This window comes from Antarcticirhabdus aurantiaca (assembly GCF_009765365.1).
GTDB lineage: Bacteria > Pseudomonadota > Alphaproteobacteria > Rhizobiales > Rhizobiaceae > Antarcticirhabdus > Antarcticirhabdus aurantiaca.
In genome coordinates this window covers 1-15,259 of the sequence record NZ_VTOM01000029.1, presented here as the reverse complement: position 1 = coordinate 15,259, position 15,259 = coordinate 1, and the positions used below count along the sequence as shown (strand labels likewise).

14 protein-coding genes and 1 tRNA gene are annotated in these 15,259 nt (G+C 68.8%); 9 read left to right on the top strand and 6 right to left on the bottom strand.

The features are described from left to right. Nucleotides 1-14: 14 nt before the first annotated feature. Together FZN60_RS25145 and FZN60_RS25140 are read right to left on the bottom strand one after the other, a co-directional pair. The gene (locus FZN60_RS25145) at nt 15-1,184 is read right to left on the bottom strand and encodes a PLP-dependent transferase (RefSeq protein WP_158876443.1); all 1,170 of its coding nucleotides are present in this window, start codon (nt 1,182-1,184) and stop codon (nt 15-17) included. Beyond that, the gene (locus tag FZN60_RS25140) at nt 1,181-1,894 is read right to left on the bottom strand and encodes a FadR/GntR family transcriptional regulator (protein ID WP_158876442.1); all 714 of its coding nucleotides are present in this window, start codon (nt 1,892-1,894) and stop codon (nt 1,181-1,183) included. The genes FZN60_RS25145 and FZN60_RS25140 overlap by 4 nt, the downstream gene beginning before the upstream one ends. Before the next feature lie 193 nt (nt 1,895-2,087). On the opposite strand from FZN60_RS25140, the gene FZN60_RS25135 reads away from it, so the two are divergent. The 7 genes from FZN60_RS25135 (at nt 2,088) to FZN60_RS25105 (ending at nt 9,547) form a co-directional block, all read left to right on the top strand. Further along, nucleotides 2,088-2,480, top strand: a complete 393-nt coding sequence (locus FZN60_RS25135) for a hypothetical protein (RefSeq protein ID WP_158876441.1) — start codon at nt 2,088-2,090, stop codon at nt 2,478-2,480. A gap of 385 nt (nt 2,481-2,865) precedes the next feature. After that, complete coding sequence (locus tag FZN60_RS25130) at nt 2,866-3,750, top strand: AraC family transcriptional regulator (RefSeq protein ID WP_158876439.1); 885 nt, start codon at nt 2,866-2,868, stop codon at nt 3,748-3,750. Nucleotides 3,751-3,882: 132 nt separating this feature from the next. Then, on the top strand, nt 3,883-4,938 hold the full coding sequence (locus FZN60_RS25125; RefSeq protein WP_158876437.1) for an ABC transporter substrate-binding protein: 1,056 nt from the start codon (nt 3,883-3,885) through the stop codon (nt 4,936-4,938). A gap of 91 nt (nt 4,939-5,029) precedes the next feature. After that, on the top strand, nt 5,030-5,842 hold the full coding sequence (locus tag FZN60_RS25120) for an ATP-binding cassette domain-containing protein (RefSeq protein WP_158876571.1): 813 nt from the start codon (nt 5,030-5,032) through the stop codon (nt 5,840-5,842). Then, nucleotides 5,839-7,092, top strand: a complete 1,254-nt coding sequence (locus FZN60_RS25115; RefSeq protein WP_158876435.1) for a sugar ABC transporter permease — start codon at nt 5,839-5,841, stop codon at nt 7,090-7,092. Before FZN60_RS25120 ends, FZN60_RS25115 begins: the two co-directional genes overlap by 4 nt. Before the next feature lie 72 nt (nt 7,093-7,164). Further along, entirely contained in the window at nt 7,165-7,893 is a 729-nt protein-coding gene (locus FZN60_RS25110; protein ID WP_158876433.1) for an SDR family oxidoreductase, read from the top strand. Nucleotides 7,894-7,930: 37 nt separating this feature from the next. Then, entirely contained in the window at nt 7,931-9,547 is a 1,617-nt protein-coding gene (locus tag FZN60_RS25105; protein ID WP_158876431.1) for an FGGY-family carbohydrate kinase, read from the top strand. A gap of 19 nt (nt 9,548-9,566) precedes the next feature. On the opposite strand, the gene FZN60_RS25100 is transcribed toward FZN60_RS25105, so the two are convergent. Together FZN60_RS25100 and FZN60_RS25095 are read right to left on the bottom strand one after the other, a co-directional pair. Next, nucleotides 9,567-10,694 (bottom strand): extracellular catalytic domain type 1 short-chain-length polyhydroxyalkanoate depolymerase, encoded by a 1,128-nt coding sequence (locus tag FZN60_RS25100; RefSeq protein ID WP_246727174.1) that lies wholly within the window; start codon nt 10,692-10,694, stop codon nt 9,567-9,569. A 52-nt stretch (nt 10,695-10,746) separates the two neighbouring features. Further along, nucleotides 10,747-11,163 carry a ribbon-helix-helix domain-containing protein gene (locus FZN60_RS25095; protein WP_158876429.1) on the bottom strand — a complete coding sequence of 139 codons (417 nt, stop codon included), beginning with the start codon at nt 11,161-11,163 and terminating at the stop codon, nt 10,747-10,749. Nucleotides 11,164-11,533: 370 nt separating this feature from the next. Here FZN60_RS25095 and FZN60_RS25090 point away from each other — a divergent pair. Together FZN60_RS25090 and FZN60_RS25085 are read left to right on the top strand one after the other, a co-directional pair. Next, nucleotides 11,534-11,610, top strand: a tRNA-Arg gene (locus FZN60_RS25090). Nucleotides 11,611-11,949: 339 nt separating this feature from the next. Beyond that, complete coding sequence (locus FZN60_RS25085; RefSeq protein ID WP_158876427.1) at nt 11,950-12,909, top strand: alpha/beta fold hydrolase; 960 nt, start codon at nt 11,950-11,952, stop codon at nt 12,907-12,909. Nucleotides 12,910-13,773: 864 nt separating this feature from the next. Here the strand turns inward: FZN60_RS25085 and FZN60_RS29345 are convergent. Next, nucleotides 13,774-14,148 carry an erythromycin esterase family protein gene (locus FZN60_RS29345; protein ID WP_369413076.1) on the bottom strand — a complete coding sequence of 125 codons (375 nt, stop codon included), beginning with the start codon at nt 14,146-14,148 and terminating at the stop codon, nt 13,774-13,776. Beyond that, complete coding sequence (locus FZN60_RS25080; RefSeq protein WP_369413075.1) at nt 14,033-15,118, bottom strand: erythromycin esterase family protein; 1,086 nt, start codon at nt 15,116-15,118, stop codon at nt 14,033-14,035. Before FZN60_RS25080 ends, FZN60_RS29345 begins: the two co-directional genes overlap by 116 nt. Between the last annotated feature and the right edge of the window lie 141 nt (nt 15,119-15,259).

The following is a 15,259-nucleotide window of genomic DNA, read 5'->3' as shown; positions in this document are numbered from 1 at the left end:
TCGTCGTTGATGGTTCAGAGCGTTGCGGCCGCGATGGCGGCTTCGAGGTCGCTCCACAGGAGCGCCTCGCCTTCGAGGCCGACGTGGAGGCGCACGGAGCGCGGATGGATGCCGAAGGCGAGCGCCGAGTTCGGCTGCGCCGCCTGCGCGCGCACGATGGCGCCGGGAACCGCCAGGCTCTCGTGGCCGCCCCAGCTCACCCCGAGCGCGAAGGTCGAGAGCGTGTCGGCGAAGCGCACGACGTCGACGCCGTCGCGAAAAACGAAGGAGAAGAGGCCGGAGGTGCCGCGAAGCCCCGGCGGCAGCGCGTTGGCAAGGCCCGGATGCGCGACGCTCTCCACCGCCTCGTGGCTCTTCAGGCGCCGCGCGATGGAAAGGGCCGCCGCCTCGTGCGCCTTCATGCGCAGGGGAAGCGTGCGCAGGCCGCGGACGAGGAGCCAGCCGTCGAAGGGCGAGAGCTTGCCGCCAAGATAGGGGTGGGTCTCGCCGCGGATGCGCCCGACCAGCGCCTTCGACCCCGCGACGACGCCGGCGACGACGTCGCTGTGGCCGCCGAGATACTTCGAGGCCGAATGGAGGACGAGGTCGACGCCGAGCGCAATCGGCGTCTGGAAGACCGGCGAGGCCCAGGAATTGTCGATCACCGTCATGACGCCGGCCTCGCGCGCGAGGCGCGCGAGCGCACCGACGTCGTGCGCCTCCATGACCCAGCTCGTCGGGCTTTCCATGTAGAAGAGCTTGGCGCCGGGCAGGGCCCTGGCGACTGCGTCCTCGTCGAGCCCGTCGACGTAAGTCACGGCGATGCCCATGCGCTTGGCGAAGGTCTCGAACAGGCGGTAGGCGTCGGGATAGACGTGGCGAACGGCCACGATCCGCTCGCCGGGCGACACGAAGGTCAGCACCGTCGAGGCGATCGCCGCCATGCCGCTGGCGAAGGAGAGGGCGTCCTCGGCGCCTTCGAGGGCCGCCACCTTCTCCTCGAAGATCCGCGTCGTCGGGTTGAGCCCGCGCGAATAGGTCGGGCGCTGCACCTCTCCGCGGTAGACGCCTTCCATCTCGGCATAGGAGCCGAAGGTGAAGAGCGAGGTCTGGACGATCGGGGGCACGACCGCGGCATAGGGGTTCGGCGCGTCGTGGGCGACGATGCCGGATGCGAGATCGAGCCAGTCGGCCCCGTCGGTCATTTCGACATGTCCTTGATGTCTTCCTCGACGATGGCGAGGATCTGCAGCGTCTTTTCGCGGGCGAGGGGGGCATCGCGCCCGGCGATCGCGTCGAAGAGCTCGCGGTGGAAGGGAAAGGAGCGGCGCGCGAAGTCGGGCCGGTCGAAGGGCTTCTCGAAGAAGCTCTCGAAGGCGCCGCGCATTTGCTCCATGATCTGGCCGAAGAGCGGGTTGTGGGTGGCGTCGTAGATCGACAGGTGGAAGGCGAGGTCCTCGCGCCCCGCCGTGCCCTTTTCCAGGTGGACGCGCTCCATCTCCTCCAGCGTCGCCCGCATCTTCGCGATGTCGTCCGCGTCGGCCCGGACCGCCGCCAGCATGCTCGCCTCGACCTCCAGGCCGCGGCGCACGTCCAGCGTTTGCAGGAGGCCGTCGCGCACCGGCCCGGGATCGAAGGACAGCGGCACGTGGACGGTCGCGGCCGAGACCGGCTTCAGGAGGAAGGAGCCGGAGCCGCGCCGCGTCTCGACGACGCCGAGCGCCTGGAAGTGACGCATGACCTCGCGGACCGTCGAGCGCCCGATGCCGAGGGCCGCCATCACCTCGTGCTCGGTGGGAAGGCGCTCGTTCGGCTTGAGGCCGGTGCGGGAAATGTATTCCGCAATGACGTTGATGGCGTCCCGCGTGCGGTTGGCCGGGGGTAGGCGCGGCAGTCCCGTGACGCTCCCCGACATGACCCCCTCGCTGCCGCCTGAAAGTTATCAGACAACAGACATCAGGGCGGTTGCCGAGTCAAGAAGCGGCCGGAACGGTGCTTGGCCGGATCGGCTTGGCTAACGAATCCGCGCCGCCGCGGCGTTTCGCCCCGCGGAACATTGCCGTTGATCGAGCGGTTGATCGTCACACTGATGGAGAGGAACGAGACCAATGATCGATTTTGACATCGTCCGCAGGACAGGCTTGGCCGCGGCGGTCGGCCTCGCGATGGCCGCGAGCGCCCCGGCGATCGCCTTCGCGCAGGACTCCGGCGGATCGTCGTCGAGCTCGAGCGGCGACAGCGGCGGCACGTCCGGCGACACCGGCGGCACCTCGGGCGACGACGGCACGACGGGTGGCGACAACGGCACCACGGCAGGAGACGACAGCTCATCGGGCGCCTCGGGAGCGGCGTCGGCCGCTTCGGGATCGACGGCGTCGGGCGGCACCGGCAGCGACACCTGCGGCGGGACGGACAACGTGCCGGGCGGCGAGGACGTCCAGTGCGACAACCCCACCAACAATGGCGCGACCTCGTCGAGCGGCGCGTCCTCGTCCCAGTAAGCGGATCAGTTCCGGTTACGGAAAATACCTCGGAGGCCCGGCAGCCCTGCTGCCGGGCCTTTCGTTTTTCGCCCCACGAGTTCGGTGACGGGGCAGCCTCGAACCTCCGGCGCGGACCTCTCCCTTCCGGACATCATGCCGAAGCGAGTCCCATCCGCACTCCGCCTGCGCGACGCACCCGTGATTGCCGTTCCGCCCGTCTGTGCGGCATTGATGCAACGCGTCTCGTTTGGAACGACAAAAAAGTATCGATCGGCGGAAAAGCGCGAGGTAGCCCGGCACCCGCGGCTCTCGTAGGTTCAGGGTCGCAGAGGGCGGGGAACGCGCTCCTGCGGCAGGGCGCCGGGAGGCTTCGAAACGGAAGCGGGCGCCGGGAGGATCCGACATGCATCCGGACCTGGAGCTCGTCCAGATCAGGCAAGGTGAGTCGTTCAAGGCGTGGGTGCACGGCTATCCGTTCCACACGGTCCGCTGGCACTTCCACCCCGAATACGAGATCCACCACGTCGTCGCGACCAAGGGCGACTATTTCGTCGGCGACTTCATCGGCGCCTTCGAGCCGGGCAACCTCGTCCTGACCGGGCCGAACCTTCCGCACAACTGGGTCAGCGACGTTCCCTCGGGCGAAGCGATCGCGCTGCGCTGCCGCATCGTCCAGTTCTCCGAAGGCTTCGTGGGCGAGACGACGCGCGCCCTTCCCGAATTCGCCGCCTGCGCCGACCTTCTGGAGCGCAGCCGCCGGGGCGTCCTGTTCGGCGCCGAGGCCACCGCCGCGGCCGGCGCGCTGATGGAGGCGATCGTGGGCGCCGCGGGCCTCGGCCGCCTCGCGCTGTTCATGTCGCTGATGGACGTCCTCGCCAACGACGCCGACGCCCGGCCGCTGACGAGCGCGAGCTATTTGCCGGACCCCTCCGGCTTCATGAGCGGGGGCGTCAACGAGGCGCTCGCCTTCATCAACGAGCACCTGACGCAGGACTTCACCGAAGGCGACCTCGCGGCGATTTCCGGCCGCAGCCCGAGCACCTTCTCGCGCGCCTTCCGCCGCCACACCGGCATGACGCTCGTCCAGTACGTCAACCGCCTGCGCGTCAACCTCGCCTGCCAGCTCCTGACCAGCGACCCGGACCGCTCGATCACCGACATCTGCTTCTCGGCCGGCTACAACAACGTATCGAACTTCAACCGCCAGTTCCTCGCTCAGAAGGGCATGTCGCCCTCGCGCTTCCGGAGCCTGTCGCGGCGCAATCAAAGCCTGTCCTTCGCCGCCTGACCCGTCGAGGGGCGCGGCGCCCGATCACCTTCGAACTCGGACGACACCGCGCATGGGAGGCGCGGTCGCCGTGATGGGCCCGGCGTGCCCGAAACGCCCGACCTGCCAGCGCAACACATGGGAGACACTGTCATGACGCATCGCCTCGACCGGATCGGCGGCCTCGCCGTTCTCGCCCTCGGCCTTCTCGCCGGCACCGCCGGCCTCAGCCACGCCCAGGAGGCGACGGTCGCCTTCCTGATGCCCGACCAGGCCTCGACCCGCTACGAGGAGCGCGACTATCCCGGCTTCAAGGCCGAGATGGAGAAGCTCTGCTCGGGCTGCACCGTGATCTACCAGAACGCCAACGGCGACGTCGCCCTGCAGCAGCAGCAGTTCAACTCGGTGATCGCGCAAGGGGCGACGGTGGTCGTCCTCGATCCCGTCGATTCCTCCTCGGCCGCCTCGCTCGTCCAGCAGGCCCACAGCCAGGACGTCAAGGTCATCGCCTATGACCGGCCGATCCCCGACACCCCGGCCGACTACTACGTGTCCTTCGACAACAAGGGCATCGGCCAGGCCATCGCCCAGTCGCTCGTCGACCATCTGAAGGCGAGCGGCGTGCCGGATGGCGCGGGCGTCCTCCAGATCAACGGCTCGCCCACCGACGCGGCTGCCGGCCTCATCCGCGACGGCATCGACGCCGCACTCGACGCCAGCCCCTACAAGACGCTCGCCGAGTTCGACACGCCGGACTGGGCGCCGCCGGAGGCGCAGCAGTGGGCGAGCGGCCAGATCACCCGCTTCGGCGAGGAGATCAAGGGCGTGGTGGCCGCCAACGACGGCACCGGGGGCGGCGCAATCGCGGCCTTCAAGGCGGCGGGCGTCAACCCCGTGCCGCCGGTGACCGGCAACGACGCGACGACCGCCGCGCTCCAGCTGATCATCGCGGGCGACCAGTACAACACGATCTCCAAGCCCTCGGAGATCGTCGCGGCCGCCGCCGCCAACGTCGCCTTCCAGATGATCCAGGGCAAGACGCCGGAGCCGAAGACGACGCTCTACGACACGCCCTCCGAGCTCTTCGTGCCGGTCGTGATCACCAAGGAGAACATCAAGGCCGAGATCTTCGACAAGGGGATCACGCCGGCCGCGACGGTCTGCACCGGCGACTACGTCGCGGCCTGCGAGGCTCTGGGCATCAAGTAACTCCCGACGCCCGGAGCCGCCGGCCGCCGCCCCTCCCGCGGCGGCCGGCATTCCCCGTTCCCTGTACCCGGAGGCACGTTCCGTGGCCGACATCGCGTCACCCGCCGTCCCGCCCGATCCCGGCCGCGGCGAGCCGGTCATTTCCTTGCGCAACGTGTCGAAGAACTTCGGCGCCGTGTCCGCGCTCACCGACATCGAGCTCGACGTCTATCCCGGCGAGGTCGTGGCGCTCGTCGGCGACAACGGCGCGGGCAAGTCGACGCTCGTCAAGGTTCTCGCCGGCGTCCACCATCCCTCGTCCGGCACGATCCGCTTCAACGGCCAGGAGGTCTCGCTGTCGAGCCCGTCGGCCGCCCTCGACCTCGGCATCGCCACCGTCTTCCAGGACCTCGCTCTGTGCGAGAACCTCGACGTCGTCGCCAACATCTATCTCGGCCGCGAGGCCAATCCCTGGAAGCTCGACGAGGTCGCGATGGAGGTCCGAGCCTGGACGCTCCTGAACGAGCTCTCGGCCCGCATCCCCTCCGTCCGCGAGCCCGTCGCCTCCTTGTCGGGCGGTCAGCGCCAGACGGTCGCCATTGCCCGCTCGCTGCTGCTGGAGCCGAAGCTCATCATGCTGGACGAGCCGACGGCCGCCCTCGGCGTCGCGCAGACGGCGGAAGTCCTGAACCTCATCGAGCGGGTTCGCGAGCGCGGCCTCGGCGTCATCGTCATCTCGCACAACATGGAGGACGTGCGCGCCGTCGCCGACCGCATCGTGGTGCTCCGCCTCGGGCGCAACAACGGCGTCTTCACGCCGGACGACTCCCACAACGACCTCATCGCCGCGATCACCGGCGCCGCCGAGAACTCCGTGTCTCGCCGCGCCGAGCGCCGCGCCGCCAGGCAGGAGGGCCACGCGTGAGCTCGAACCCGAACTCCGTCGCGGGCCGCGCCCTCGACCGCGCCGACGCGCGCCTGCGCCAGGACGAGGGCCTCGGCGGGGCGCTGCGCGGCTTCCTCGACCGGGTGCGCTCCGGGGATCTGGGCATGATCCCCGTCGCCGTCGGCCTCGTCCTGATCTCGGTGATCTTCACCGGGCTGAACCCGGTCTTCCTGCGCCCCGGCAACGTGTCGAACCTCCTCTACGACTGCGCGACGACGGGCATCATCTCGCTCGGCATCGTCTGCGTGCTGCTTCTGGGCGAGATCGACCTGTCCGTCGGATCCATGTCCGGCCTCGCCTCCGCGATCCTCGGGGTGCTCTGGATCAACCACGGCTGGCCGGTGGCGTGGGCGATCGTCGTGGCGCTCGGCCTCGGCGCGCTCGTCGGCGCGCTCTACGCCACGCTCTACAACCGCATCGGCATGCCCTCCTTCGTCGCGACGCTGGCGGGCCTCCTCGCGCTTCTCGGCTTCCAGCTCTACCTGCTGGGAAGCTCCGGCTCGATCAACCTGCCCTTCAGCCTGCCGCTCGTGGTGTTCGGACAGAACGCCTACATGCCGAACGGGCTGTCCTTCGTCCTGGCGCTCCTGCCCGGCGCCGCTCTCCTGTGGAGCGGTCTTCGCGCCCGGGCGCGCCGGCAGGCGGCGGGCCTGACCGGTGGGGCGGCGAGCGTCGTCGTCGCCAAGGCCGCGGCGCTGACGATCGGCCTCGTCGCCGTCGTCCTCTACCTCGCGCAGGGGCGGGGCGTGCCCTGGATGTTCGCCCTCTTCGTCGGCCTCGTCGTCGCGATGGACTACGCCATCCGCCGCACCAAGTGGGGCCGCTCGATGATGGCGGTGGGCGGCAACCGCGAGGCGGCCCGGCGCGCCGGCATCAACGTGCGACGCATCTATCTCAGCGCCTTCGTGCTCTGCTCGACGCTGGCCGCCCTCGGCGGCATCCTGTCGGCCGCCCGCCTCGGCTCGGCCTCGCAGCAGGCGGGCGCCGGCGACGTCAACCTCAACGCCATCGCCGCGGCGGTGATCGGGGGCACCTCGCTCTTCGGCGGGCGCGGCTCGGCCTATTCGGCGCTGCTCGGCATCATCGTGATCCAGGCGATCTCGAACGGGCTGACGCTCCTGAACCTCTCGTCGAGCCTTCGCTACATGATCCTCGGCGGCGTCCTCGCCCTGGCGGTCATCGTCGACTCGCTCGCCCGCCGCTCGCGCGCCTCGCACGGCCGGGGCTGACCGCGCCTCCGTTCCGCCGCGCGGAAGGCGCGCGGCGGGACCTTTCCTTCGATCCAATTGGGAACCGCCTCCATGAGCCAGGATCTTTCCGGCAAGGTCGCCGCCGTCACCGGCGCCGCCTCCGGCATCGGCCTCGAATGCGCCCGCGCGATGCTGGGCGCCGGCGCGACCGTCGTTCTCGTCGACCGAGCCGAGGACCGCCTCGCCGCCCTCTGCGCCGAACTCGGCCCCAAGGCCCACCCGCTCCGCGTCGACCTCACCGACGGCGCGAGCGTCGACACGATGATGCCGCGCATCCTGGAGACGGCCGGCCGGCTCGACATCTTCCACGCCAATGCCGGCGCCTATGTCGGCGGGCCGGTGATCGAGGGCGATCCCGATCAATGGGACCGCATGCTGAACCTCAACGTCAACGCCGCCTTCCGCTCGATCCGCGCGGTCCTGCCGCACATGGCCGAGCGCGGCTCCGGCGACGTCGTGGTGACGAGTTCGGTCGCGGGCCTCGTGCCGGTGGTCTGGGAGCCGGTCTACACGGCCTCGAAGTTCGCGATCCAGGCCTTCGTCCACACGCTGCGCCGGCAGGTCATTCCGCACGGCATCCGCGTCGGGGCCGTGGCGCCAGGCCCCGTCGTCACGCCGCTCATCGACGACTGGCCGGCGGCCAAGCTCGAGGAAGCCCGCGCTTCCAACAGCCTGATGGACGCCAAGGAAGTCGCCGACGCCGTTCTCTTCATGCTGACGCGGCCCCCCGGCGTCGTGATCCGCGACCTCGTGATCCTGCCGCAGGGCGTCGATCTCTGACGAAGGACGAAGGACGAAGGACGAAGGACGAAGCGCGATGAGCGACCTTTATCTCGGCATCGACGTCGGCACCGGCAGCGCGCGGGCCGGGCTCTTCGACGCAGACGGCCGGCTCGTGTCGAGCGCCAAGCGCCCGATCCGCATCTGGCGCGAGGCCGGCGAGATCGTCGAGCAGTCCTCCGACGACATCTGGGCCGCGGTCTGCGAGAGCGCCCGCGAGGCGCTGGCGCTCGCCGGCGGCGATCCCGTCCGCGTCAAGGGTATCGGCTTCGACGCGACCTGCTCGCTCGTCGTCGTGGGCAAGGACGGCGAGCCGCTCGCCGTCGGTCCGTCCGAGGACCCGGCCCGCAACGTCGTCGTCTGGATGGACCATCGGGCGATCGAACAGGCGGGCCGCATCAATGCCGCCGGCCATCCCGTCCTCGCTTACGTCGGCGGGCGCATCTCGCCGGAGATGGAGACCCCGAAGCTCCTGTGGCTGAAGGAGAACCGGCCGCACACCTTCGATCGCGCCGGCCACTTCTTCGATCTTGCCGACTACCTGTCCTGGCGCGCCACCGGCAGCCTCCAACGCTCGGCCTGCACGCTGACCTGCAAGTGGACCTATCTCGCCCACGAGAAGCGCTGGGACGAGAGCTACTTCCGCGAGGTCGGCCTCGGCGTCCTCGCCGACGAGGATTTCGCCCGGATCGGCCGGGAGGTGCTCGACATCGGCGAGCCGGTCGGCGCGGGCCTGACGCCGACGGCCGCGACCGAGCTCGGCCTTCGTCCCGGCACGCCCGTCGGCGCCGCGCTGATCGACGCCCATGCCGGCGGCGTCGGCACCGTCGCCGCGGCGGGGGGCGACCTCGCCCTCATCATGGGCACCTCGGCCTGCGCCATGGCGGTGACGCCGGAAGCGCGCTTCGTCGAGGGCGTCTGGGGGCCGTATTTCGGCGCCATGCTGCCGGGCGCCTGGCTCCTCGAAGGCGGCCAGTCCGCCTATGGCGCGGCGCTCGACCACCTCGTCGCCTCCCATCCCGCTTTTTCCGCCGTCAAGGCCGAGGCGGACGGCGAAGGACGCTCTATCCTCGACCACCTGGAAGCCCGCGCGATCGCTCTCGCCGGCTCGATCGAGGCGGCGGCCGAGCTTGCCGCCGACCTCCACGTCGTGCCCGACCATCTCGGCAACCGCTCGCCGCGCGCCGACCCGCAGGCCACCGCCGTCGTCTGCGGCCTGACGCTCGACGGCGGCTCGGACGACCTCGTGCGCCTCTTCGTCGCGAGCCTGTGCGGCCTCTGCTACGGCACGCGCGACATCGTCGAGGCGATGCGGGGGGAGGGCGTGTCGCTGGAGCGCATCGTCGTCTCGGGCGGCGCCGCGCGCTCGGCGCTCCTGCGGCGCATCCTCGCCGACGCGACGCGGATGCCGGTCGTTCTGCCGGAAACCGCCGAGCCCGTGCTTCTGGGCAGCGCCATGCTCGGCCTCGTCGCCTCGGGCGCGCAGCCGAACCTTGCCAGCGCGGCCGCCCGCATGTGCCGCACGCAGGAGGTGGTCGAGCCGGCCGGCGGCCGCACGGCCCGCTTCCACGACGCCAAGCACGCGGTCTACCGCCTGCTGCAGTCCGGCGAAGCGCGCGCCCGCGCCCTCATGGCACAGGCGATGCGGGGCTGACGCGCGGCGCGCCCGGCTCCTAGCGGCGGGGGTGCTCCAGGAAGAACCGCAGCATCTCGCGCGACGCGTCGGGACCGGCGGGATCGGCGTAGGAGCCGTGGGAGTCGCCGCCCGACCAGGCATGGCCGAGGCCCTCGACGCGCCAGAGCTCGCGCGCCGGCGCGGTTCCGTCCGCCGGCCGCACGCTTCTGACGAAGGCGCGACCGTTGGCGCTGCCCTGGATCACCCTCTCGTTCGCTTGCCGTCCGGCTGTGCCGAGCCCCGCGAGCTGCTCGCCATTGGCCGGATGGACGGTGGTGTCGCGGGTGCCGTGGAAGATGATGGCGGGCACCTCCGGCGCGCCGGCGTCCCGCTGGGAGCGACCGCTGCGCATGACGGAGAGCGCCGCGGCGACGCTGTCGGCGCTGCCGCGCGGCAGGCCCGAATGGATGCCGACCGCGGCGAAGAGGTCGGCCCGGGTCGAGCCGAGAACGGCGGCCATCGCGCCGCCGGCGGACAGGCCGGCGGCGAAGATCCGGTCGCGGTCGACGGGGTGGCTGCGGGCGATGTCGGCGACGATCCCCGCGAGGATCGCCGGCTCGCCGGCGCCGCCGCGCTGATGAGCCGGATCGAACCAGTTCCAGCACAGGGACGGATTGGCCGAGCGCGGCTGCTCGGGATAGGCGACGAGGAGGCCGAACTCCTCAGCCAGCGCGTTCATCCGCGTGCCGGCGGCGAAGTCCTCCGGGTTCTGCGTGCAGCCGTGCAGCATCACGACGAGCGGCCGCGGTCCCTCGTCGGCAGCGGCAGGGACGTAGAGGCGGAAGCTGCGGCGGCCGAAGGGGCCGTCATGTTGGAGGCGAAGGAACTCGGCGCCCTGCGGAATGTCGACTTCGGCCGCGGCCGGGCGCGGCGGTGTCGTCGCGCCTTGCGCGAAGGCAAAGCGCGGCCGGCTGCACAGGCCGGCGCCGGGCGGGGGCGGCGCCGGGCGCGTCCCGGCGGCCGGTTCGGCCGACAGCTCGATGGTCAAGCCGTCGAACCCGGCCGCGGAAGCGTTCGAGGCCGGACGCGCGCCGAGCCGCTCCTGGATGAGGGCGGTCGCCTGCGACAGGCGCTGGGACAGAACGAGGCGTTGCGCCTCGGCGATGAAAGGAAGGGGAAGATCCACGGAGCGGCTCCTTGCCGGATGGTGTGACGGGACGGGCGGGCCGCTGGGCCCGTCAGCGGATGCGGTCGGCCAGCGCGGCTTTCACCGCGGCGCTGGCCTGAAGGGCGCCGAGAACGGTGATCGACCCGATCGTTTCGCGGGCCAGATCCGGCGGAATGTCGTCGTCGAAGGCCGCCAGACCGAGGACACGGACGTGGAGGAGGCGGCCGGCAGCCCGTGCTTCTTCGAGGTCGGCGCGGGAGAAGTGGCGCAGGCCGAGTTCGAGCGTCAGCCGTTCGGAGGACTGGCGCAACGCCGCTTCGTGGGCGTCGAGGTGCCTGCGGATGGCGGTCCTGATAACGTCGCTCCGGTTGGAATAGAAGCCCTCCCGCACGAGAAGGTCGATGCGGCCGAGATCGACGTAGCCCAGATTCAGGGTCACCTTCTCGGTCTCGCCCGCCTTGTCCTGCCCCTCTGCCTTCCTCGGCATCTCCGACACTCACGTTATGACATCCACTTGGATGTTATATGGCTTCTTATTTGACGCATACAAGGCTGAGCCAAGCGCCTCTGCGAGGCAGCCGGGCGCTTCCGACGCGTCTCCGAGAGGCGAAACCATTCGCGGCCCGTCAGGCTGACGGCATGAAGCCTCGGCGAGGGGAGGCGGGATCGATCCAGCTCTGCCTCTGCGCGGCGCCGCGGTCCTGTCCAGCTGCCGCCCTCCGCGGGTTGCCCTGACGGTCGCGCCTTGCGTCCGTCTCGCCCACCGCCATCAGGCCAGACTCCGTGCAGCGACAACAGAAGCGCACACCCCCGGCCAGTTGACCGCTGCCCGACGTTCGGGTTAGGGAGAATGCTAGGCACCCGTAGCTCAGCTGGATAGAGTGACGCCCTCCGAAGGCGTAGGTCACAGGTTCGAATCCTGTCGGGTGCGCCAAAATTCGACCACTCCGGTACAGAACTGCGAACACAGACCGGATTGGGCCGAAAGCTGACGGGTCGCTTCCAGACGCCGTAGATGGAAAGCTGCCGGTCAGCGGCCTGCCGTCGTGCCGCGCACGACCAGCGGCCCGTCGATCTTGATGAGGTGCGGACGCGAAGGTTTCGCTGTGTTTGCAAGCCGGATCTGTTGATCGACACCACCTGGTGGGGCGCCGACTTCGACAGAGCTAACGAGTTGAGACGTAGATCGGCGTCGAAGTTCGGTGCTTAAACACAGGGCTGAACTATCAACGGCCGCCTTCGTTGATTTTCATTCTGGTAGTCGGAGCCCGACATGTCCCGGAAGGTTCTGATCATCGCTGCAGCACTCGCCGCCGGCACGGCAGCGGCCATTGCGCTGCGCACGCGGCAGGCCGAGCGGCAAAACCCGCCCCTTGGTAGCTTCATCTCGATCGACGGTGTTCGGCTGCACTACCTCGAAGCTGGATCCGGTGAGACCGTCGTTTTCCTCCACGGTAATGGTAGCCTGATCCAGGATTTCGCCACCAGCGATCTCATCCGCCTCGTTGCGCAGACGCACCGCGTCATCGTCTTCGATCGTCCCGGTTATGGCTGCAGCGAACGTCCTCGCGACCGGATCTGGTCACCGGCCGCCCAAGCCGATCTTCTTGCGAAGGCCGCTCTCCAGATGGGAGCACGACGTGTGCATCTCCTTGGACATTCCTGGGGAACGCAGGTGGCTCTGGAATGGGCTCTGCGGCAGCCCGAGAGTGTGAGATCCCTAACGCTTGCTTCTGGCTACTACTTTCCGACGCCGCGCTTGGATGTCGCGCTCGCCGCAGGCCCGTCTGTCCCCATCATCGGCGAGGTGATGAGGTACACAATGACGCCGGTGCTGGCGCGGCTGATATGGCCCATGCTGCTTCGGAAGCTGTTCGCCCCTGCACCGACGCCGGAGCAGTTCCATGCCGTACCACGAGCAATCGTCCTCTCGCCGCGATCTCTGCGGGCGTCGGCCGAGGAGTCCGCGATGATGATCCCTGCGGCCGCAGCGCTGGAGGATCGATTTGCCGATCTGGAGGTGCCGGTGCTGATCGTGACGGGTGACGGCGACCGTCTGGTTGATCATGAGCATCAGTCCGTCCGGCTCCACGACCTGCTGCCGAACAGCAGACTCGTCGTTCTGGCAGGGGTCGGACACATGGTGCATCACCTGGAACCAAGACAGATGTCCGAAGCGATGATGGAGATGATGAACTTAAGCCGCATCGCGGCTGGAGCGACAGGCGCGTAGCTGGTCAGATGGGTCGAGTCCGCCCACCCCGTAGAAGGGCAGGCGGGATCGATTATCATTTCAACGGAGAGGAACGTGAAGAGGTCAGGCGTATACCGCACGGGCCTCTACGAACATTGGGGGGCGCGGCACGGCAACCGCGGCCGCGCTCGGCGGTGGATCGTCGTCATCGTCTCTGCCCCATCGCCACCTGGGCTCCCTCGGGAGCGGCAGGATAGGGGATCCTCGCCGACGCCCGAAGCTGATCCGCCAAGGCCGAGACGTTCTAGGCTGAGCCTCCGTCTCATCGAGACGCGTCATGGCTCGCAAGACATCATCGATGCCGATGACAGCACCATTGTCGAGCTGGCGCAACGCCGGTGCGTTTTTCACGGCGCGGCTGTCTGACGCCCATGAAGCCAGGATCGCCCGCTTGTGCGCTGTGGACAGCGAAAGGTCAGCGAGAACGTCCTCAGGATGGCTGAAGAAGTCCACCTTTGATGGAAGCCCGCCTGTGGAAGCGGAGGAACTCGGGGTGTCCTCGAAGGCTGAACCGTTCAGAAGACCTGAAACTTCGTTGCTTTGCATAGCCACATCCTCTGGTGAGCAACATGGATACACGACGCCGCCGGAGCGGCGATCAGAGCCGGACCTTTGCAGGCTCCAGCGACATCATAATGTGCAATGCAAGCAGAGGCTCGTCAACCGCGTCAGGAGTGGCAATACTTCGACGGCCGCTTCGGCAGTGTTGTTCGGCGGCAACCTCTGCCAGCTGGAAGGTCGACTGGGTCGACACGTTGCCGCACCGAGCGGCGTCGAAGCTGCATGACGATCTATAGTCCAAGCATCGAAAGCCTTCTTTTCAGTCTGCAGTGTGTCGGCTCCTCAGGTGCCGAATGGGTAGGTCTCTGGCACTCCAGATGGCTGGACGCTCGGCAGCGGGGTTACGGCTCTCGTATCGTCAAACCACACATAGGCGTCGAACTGCTCGGGCAGCACGGCTTGAAAGTAGTGGCTGTGGAACTCGGTTCGAGGACGATAGAGGACGCCGATCGCCCGCTCCAGTCGCGGCTCTATGAGGACCTCTCGCGCCGCCTCGTTCACCGGCGATCTCAGATCGAGAAGAGCGCGAGGAAGGCCAACGTCATGGAAGACGCGTTCGTAGGAGTCGTCCCGCGAGGGCAGGACCGTCTTCACCTGCATCGGCTCGTCCCAATCGTCTGCCGCAGCCACCGTGCCGTGATCGGTGCCGAACCCGATGAGGATGGTTTCTTTTCCAAAGGCGGTGCGGCACAACATCTCCGATGTTGAACTCGCCCTGCCACCCCATGGCGGTCGCACTTGCATTGCCGATGTGGGAGTTCTGCGCCCAGACAACCGCCTTGGCATTGGGGCCGCGGGCTTCGATGACCGAGCGAAGAGTGTCGAACATGTGCCGGTCCCGCAGGTTCCAGGACTCGGTCGAACCACGATACATGATGCGGTAGTACTGCTCGGCTGCGCGCACAACCCGGGCGTTCTGCGCGGCATCGAAATAGTCCTCGCGCTCTTCGGGGCTGGCGACGTCGAGCTGACGAGCGAGAAGCTCGCGAAGCTGGGCGGCGACAGCATCCTCGCACGGGTCGCGCTCGCTCCTCAGCACCGCTCGGCCATAACGTTCAGGCTCGCTCTGCCAAGGCGTCAAGCAGCCGTAGCGCTGGCGGGCGGCCTTGGCGCCTTCGGGATCGACGCGATCGAGATAGTCGAGGACCGCACTGACCGAGCTGCGCAGCGAATAAACGTCAAGCCCGCGGAAGGCGGTGCGATCCTGCGGAAGGCGATCGGCGTTGTGGCCGCGCAGCCATTCGACGAAGGCCTCGACTTCGGCATTTCGCCACATCCAGGTGGGAAAGCGCGCGAACGCCTCTTCGTCGTAGGCGTCGCCCGGTCGATGACGGACATAACGGTCCATGCGCGCCGCATCGGGCCAGTCAGCTTCAACGGCAACGATGCGAAAGCCATGGTGCTCGATCAGCCGGCGGGTGATGGCCGCTCGCGCCCGGTAGAACTCGGAGGTGCCGTGGCTTGCCTCGCCAAGCAGTACGACGTGCGCCGAGCCGAAGCGGTCGAAGCAGCGTGCGAAAGCCTCATCCTCGACCTCGGGCAATGGCTCGCAAAAGCACCGGATCGCGTCGGCAGCCTCCTTGGCGCGCTGCATGCCGCCCCAACTGGAAGTACCCGCGTCATCCATGATTGCCCCTCCTTGTGGCCTGCCCCCGTTAGGTGGCCCGGTTCAAATCTAATGCATGGTTGGCTTATCGGCGACGTTTGAGGTGGCCGGCGAAGCGGGTTGGGGTGGCGCAGCCGGCCACGGCACGACGGCTGGTGCCGG

Excerpts from the sequence above, each read along its gene's own strand:
- FZN60_RS25105 (WP_158876431.1), top strand. The coding sequence starts at position 7,931 with ATGAGCGACCTTTATCTCGGCATCGACGTCGGCACCGGCAGCGCGCGG.
- FZN60_RS25130 (WP_158876439.1), top strand. The coding sequence starts at position 2,866 with ATGCATCCGGACCTGGAGCTCGTCCAGATCAGGCAAGGTGAGTCGTTC.
- FZN60_RS25145 (WP_158876443.1), bottom strand. The coding sequence starts at position 1,184 with ATGACCGACGGGGCCGACTGGCTCGATCTCGCATCCGGCATCGTCGCC.
- FZN60_RS25080 (WP_369413075.1), bottom strand. The coding sequence starts at position 15,118 with ATGGATGACGCGGGTACTTCCAGTTGGGGCGGCATGCAGCGCGCCAAG.
- FZN60_RS25140 (WP_158876442.1), bottom strand. The coding sequence starts at position 1,894 with ATGTCGGGGAGCGTCACGGGACTGCCGCGCCTACCCCCGGCCAACCGC.
- FZN60_RS25110 (WP_158876433.1), top strand. The coding sequence starts at position 7,165 with ATGAGCCAGGATCTTTCCGGCAAGGTCGCCGCCGTCACCGGCGCCGCC.
- FZN60_RS25125 (WP_158876437.1), top strand. The coding sequence starts at position 3,883 with ATGACGCATCGCCTCGACCGGATCGGCGGCCTCGCCGTTCTCGCCCTC.
- FZN60_RS25085 (WP_158876427.1), top strand. The coding sequence starts at position 11,950 with ATGTCCCGGAAGGTTCTGATCATCGCTGCAGCACTCGCCGCCGGCACG.
- FZN60_RS25135 (WP_158876441.1), top strand. The coding sequence starts at position 2,088 with ATGATCGATTTTGACATCGTCCGCAGGACAGGCTTGGCCGCGGCGGTC.
- FZN60_RS25095 (WP_158876429.1), bottom strand. The coding sequence starts at position 11,163 with ATGCCGAGGAAGGCAGAGGGGCAGGACAAGGCGGGCGAGACCGAGAAG.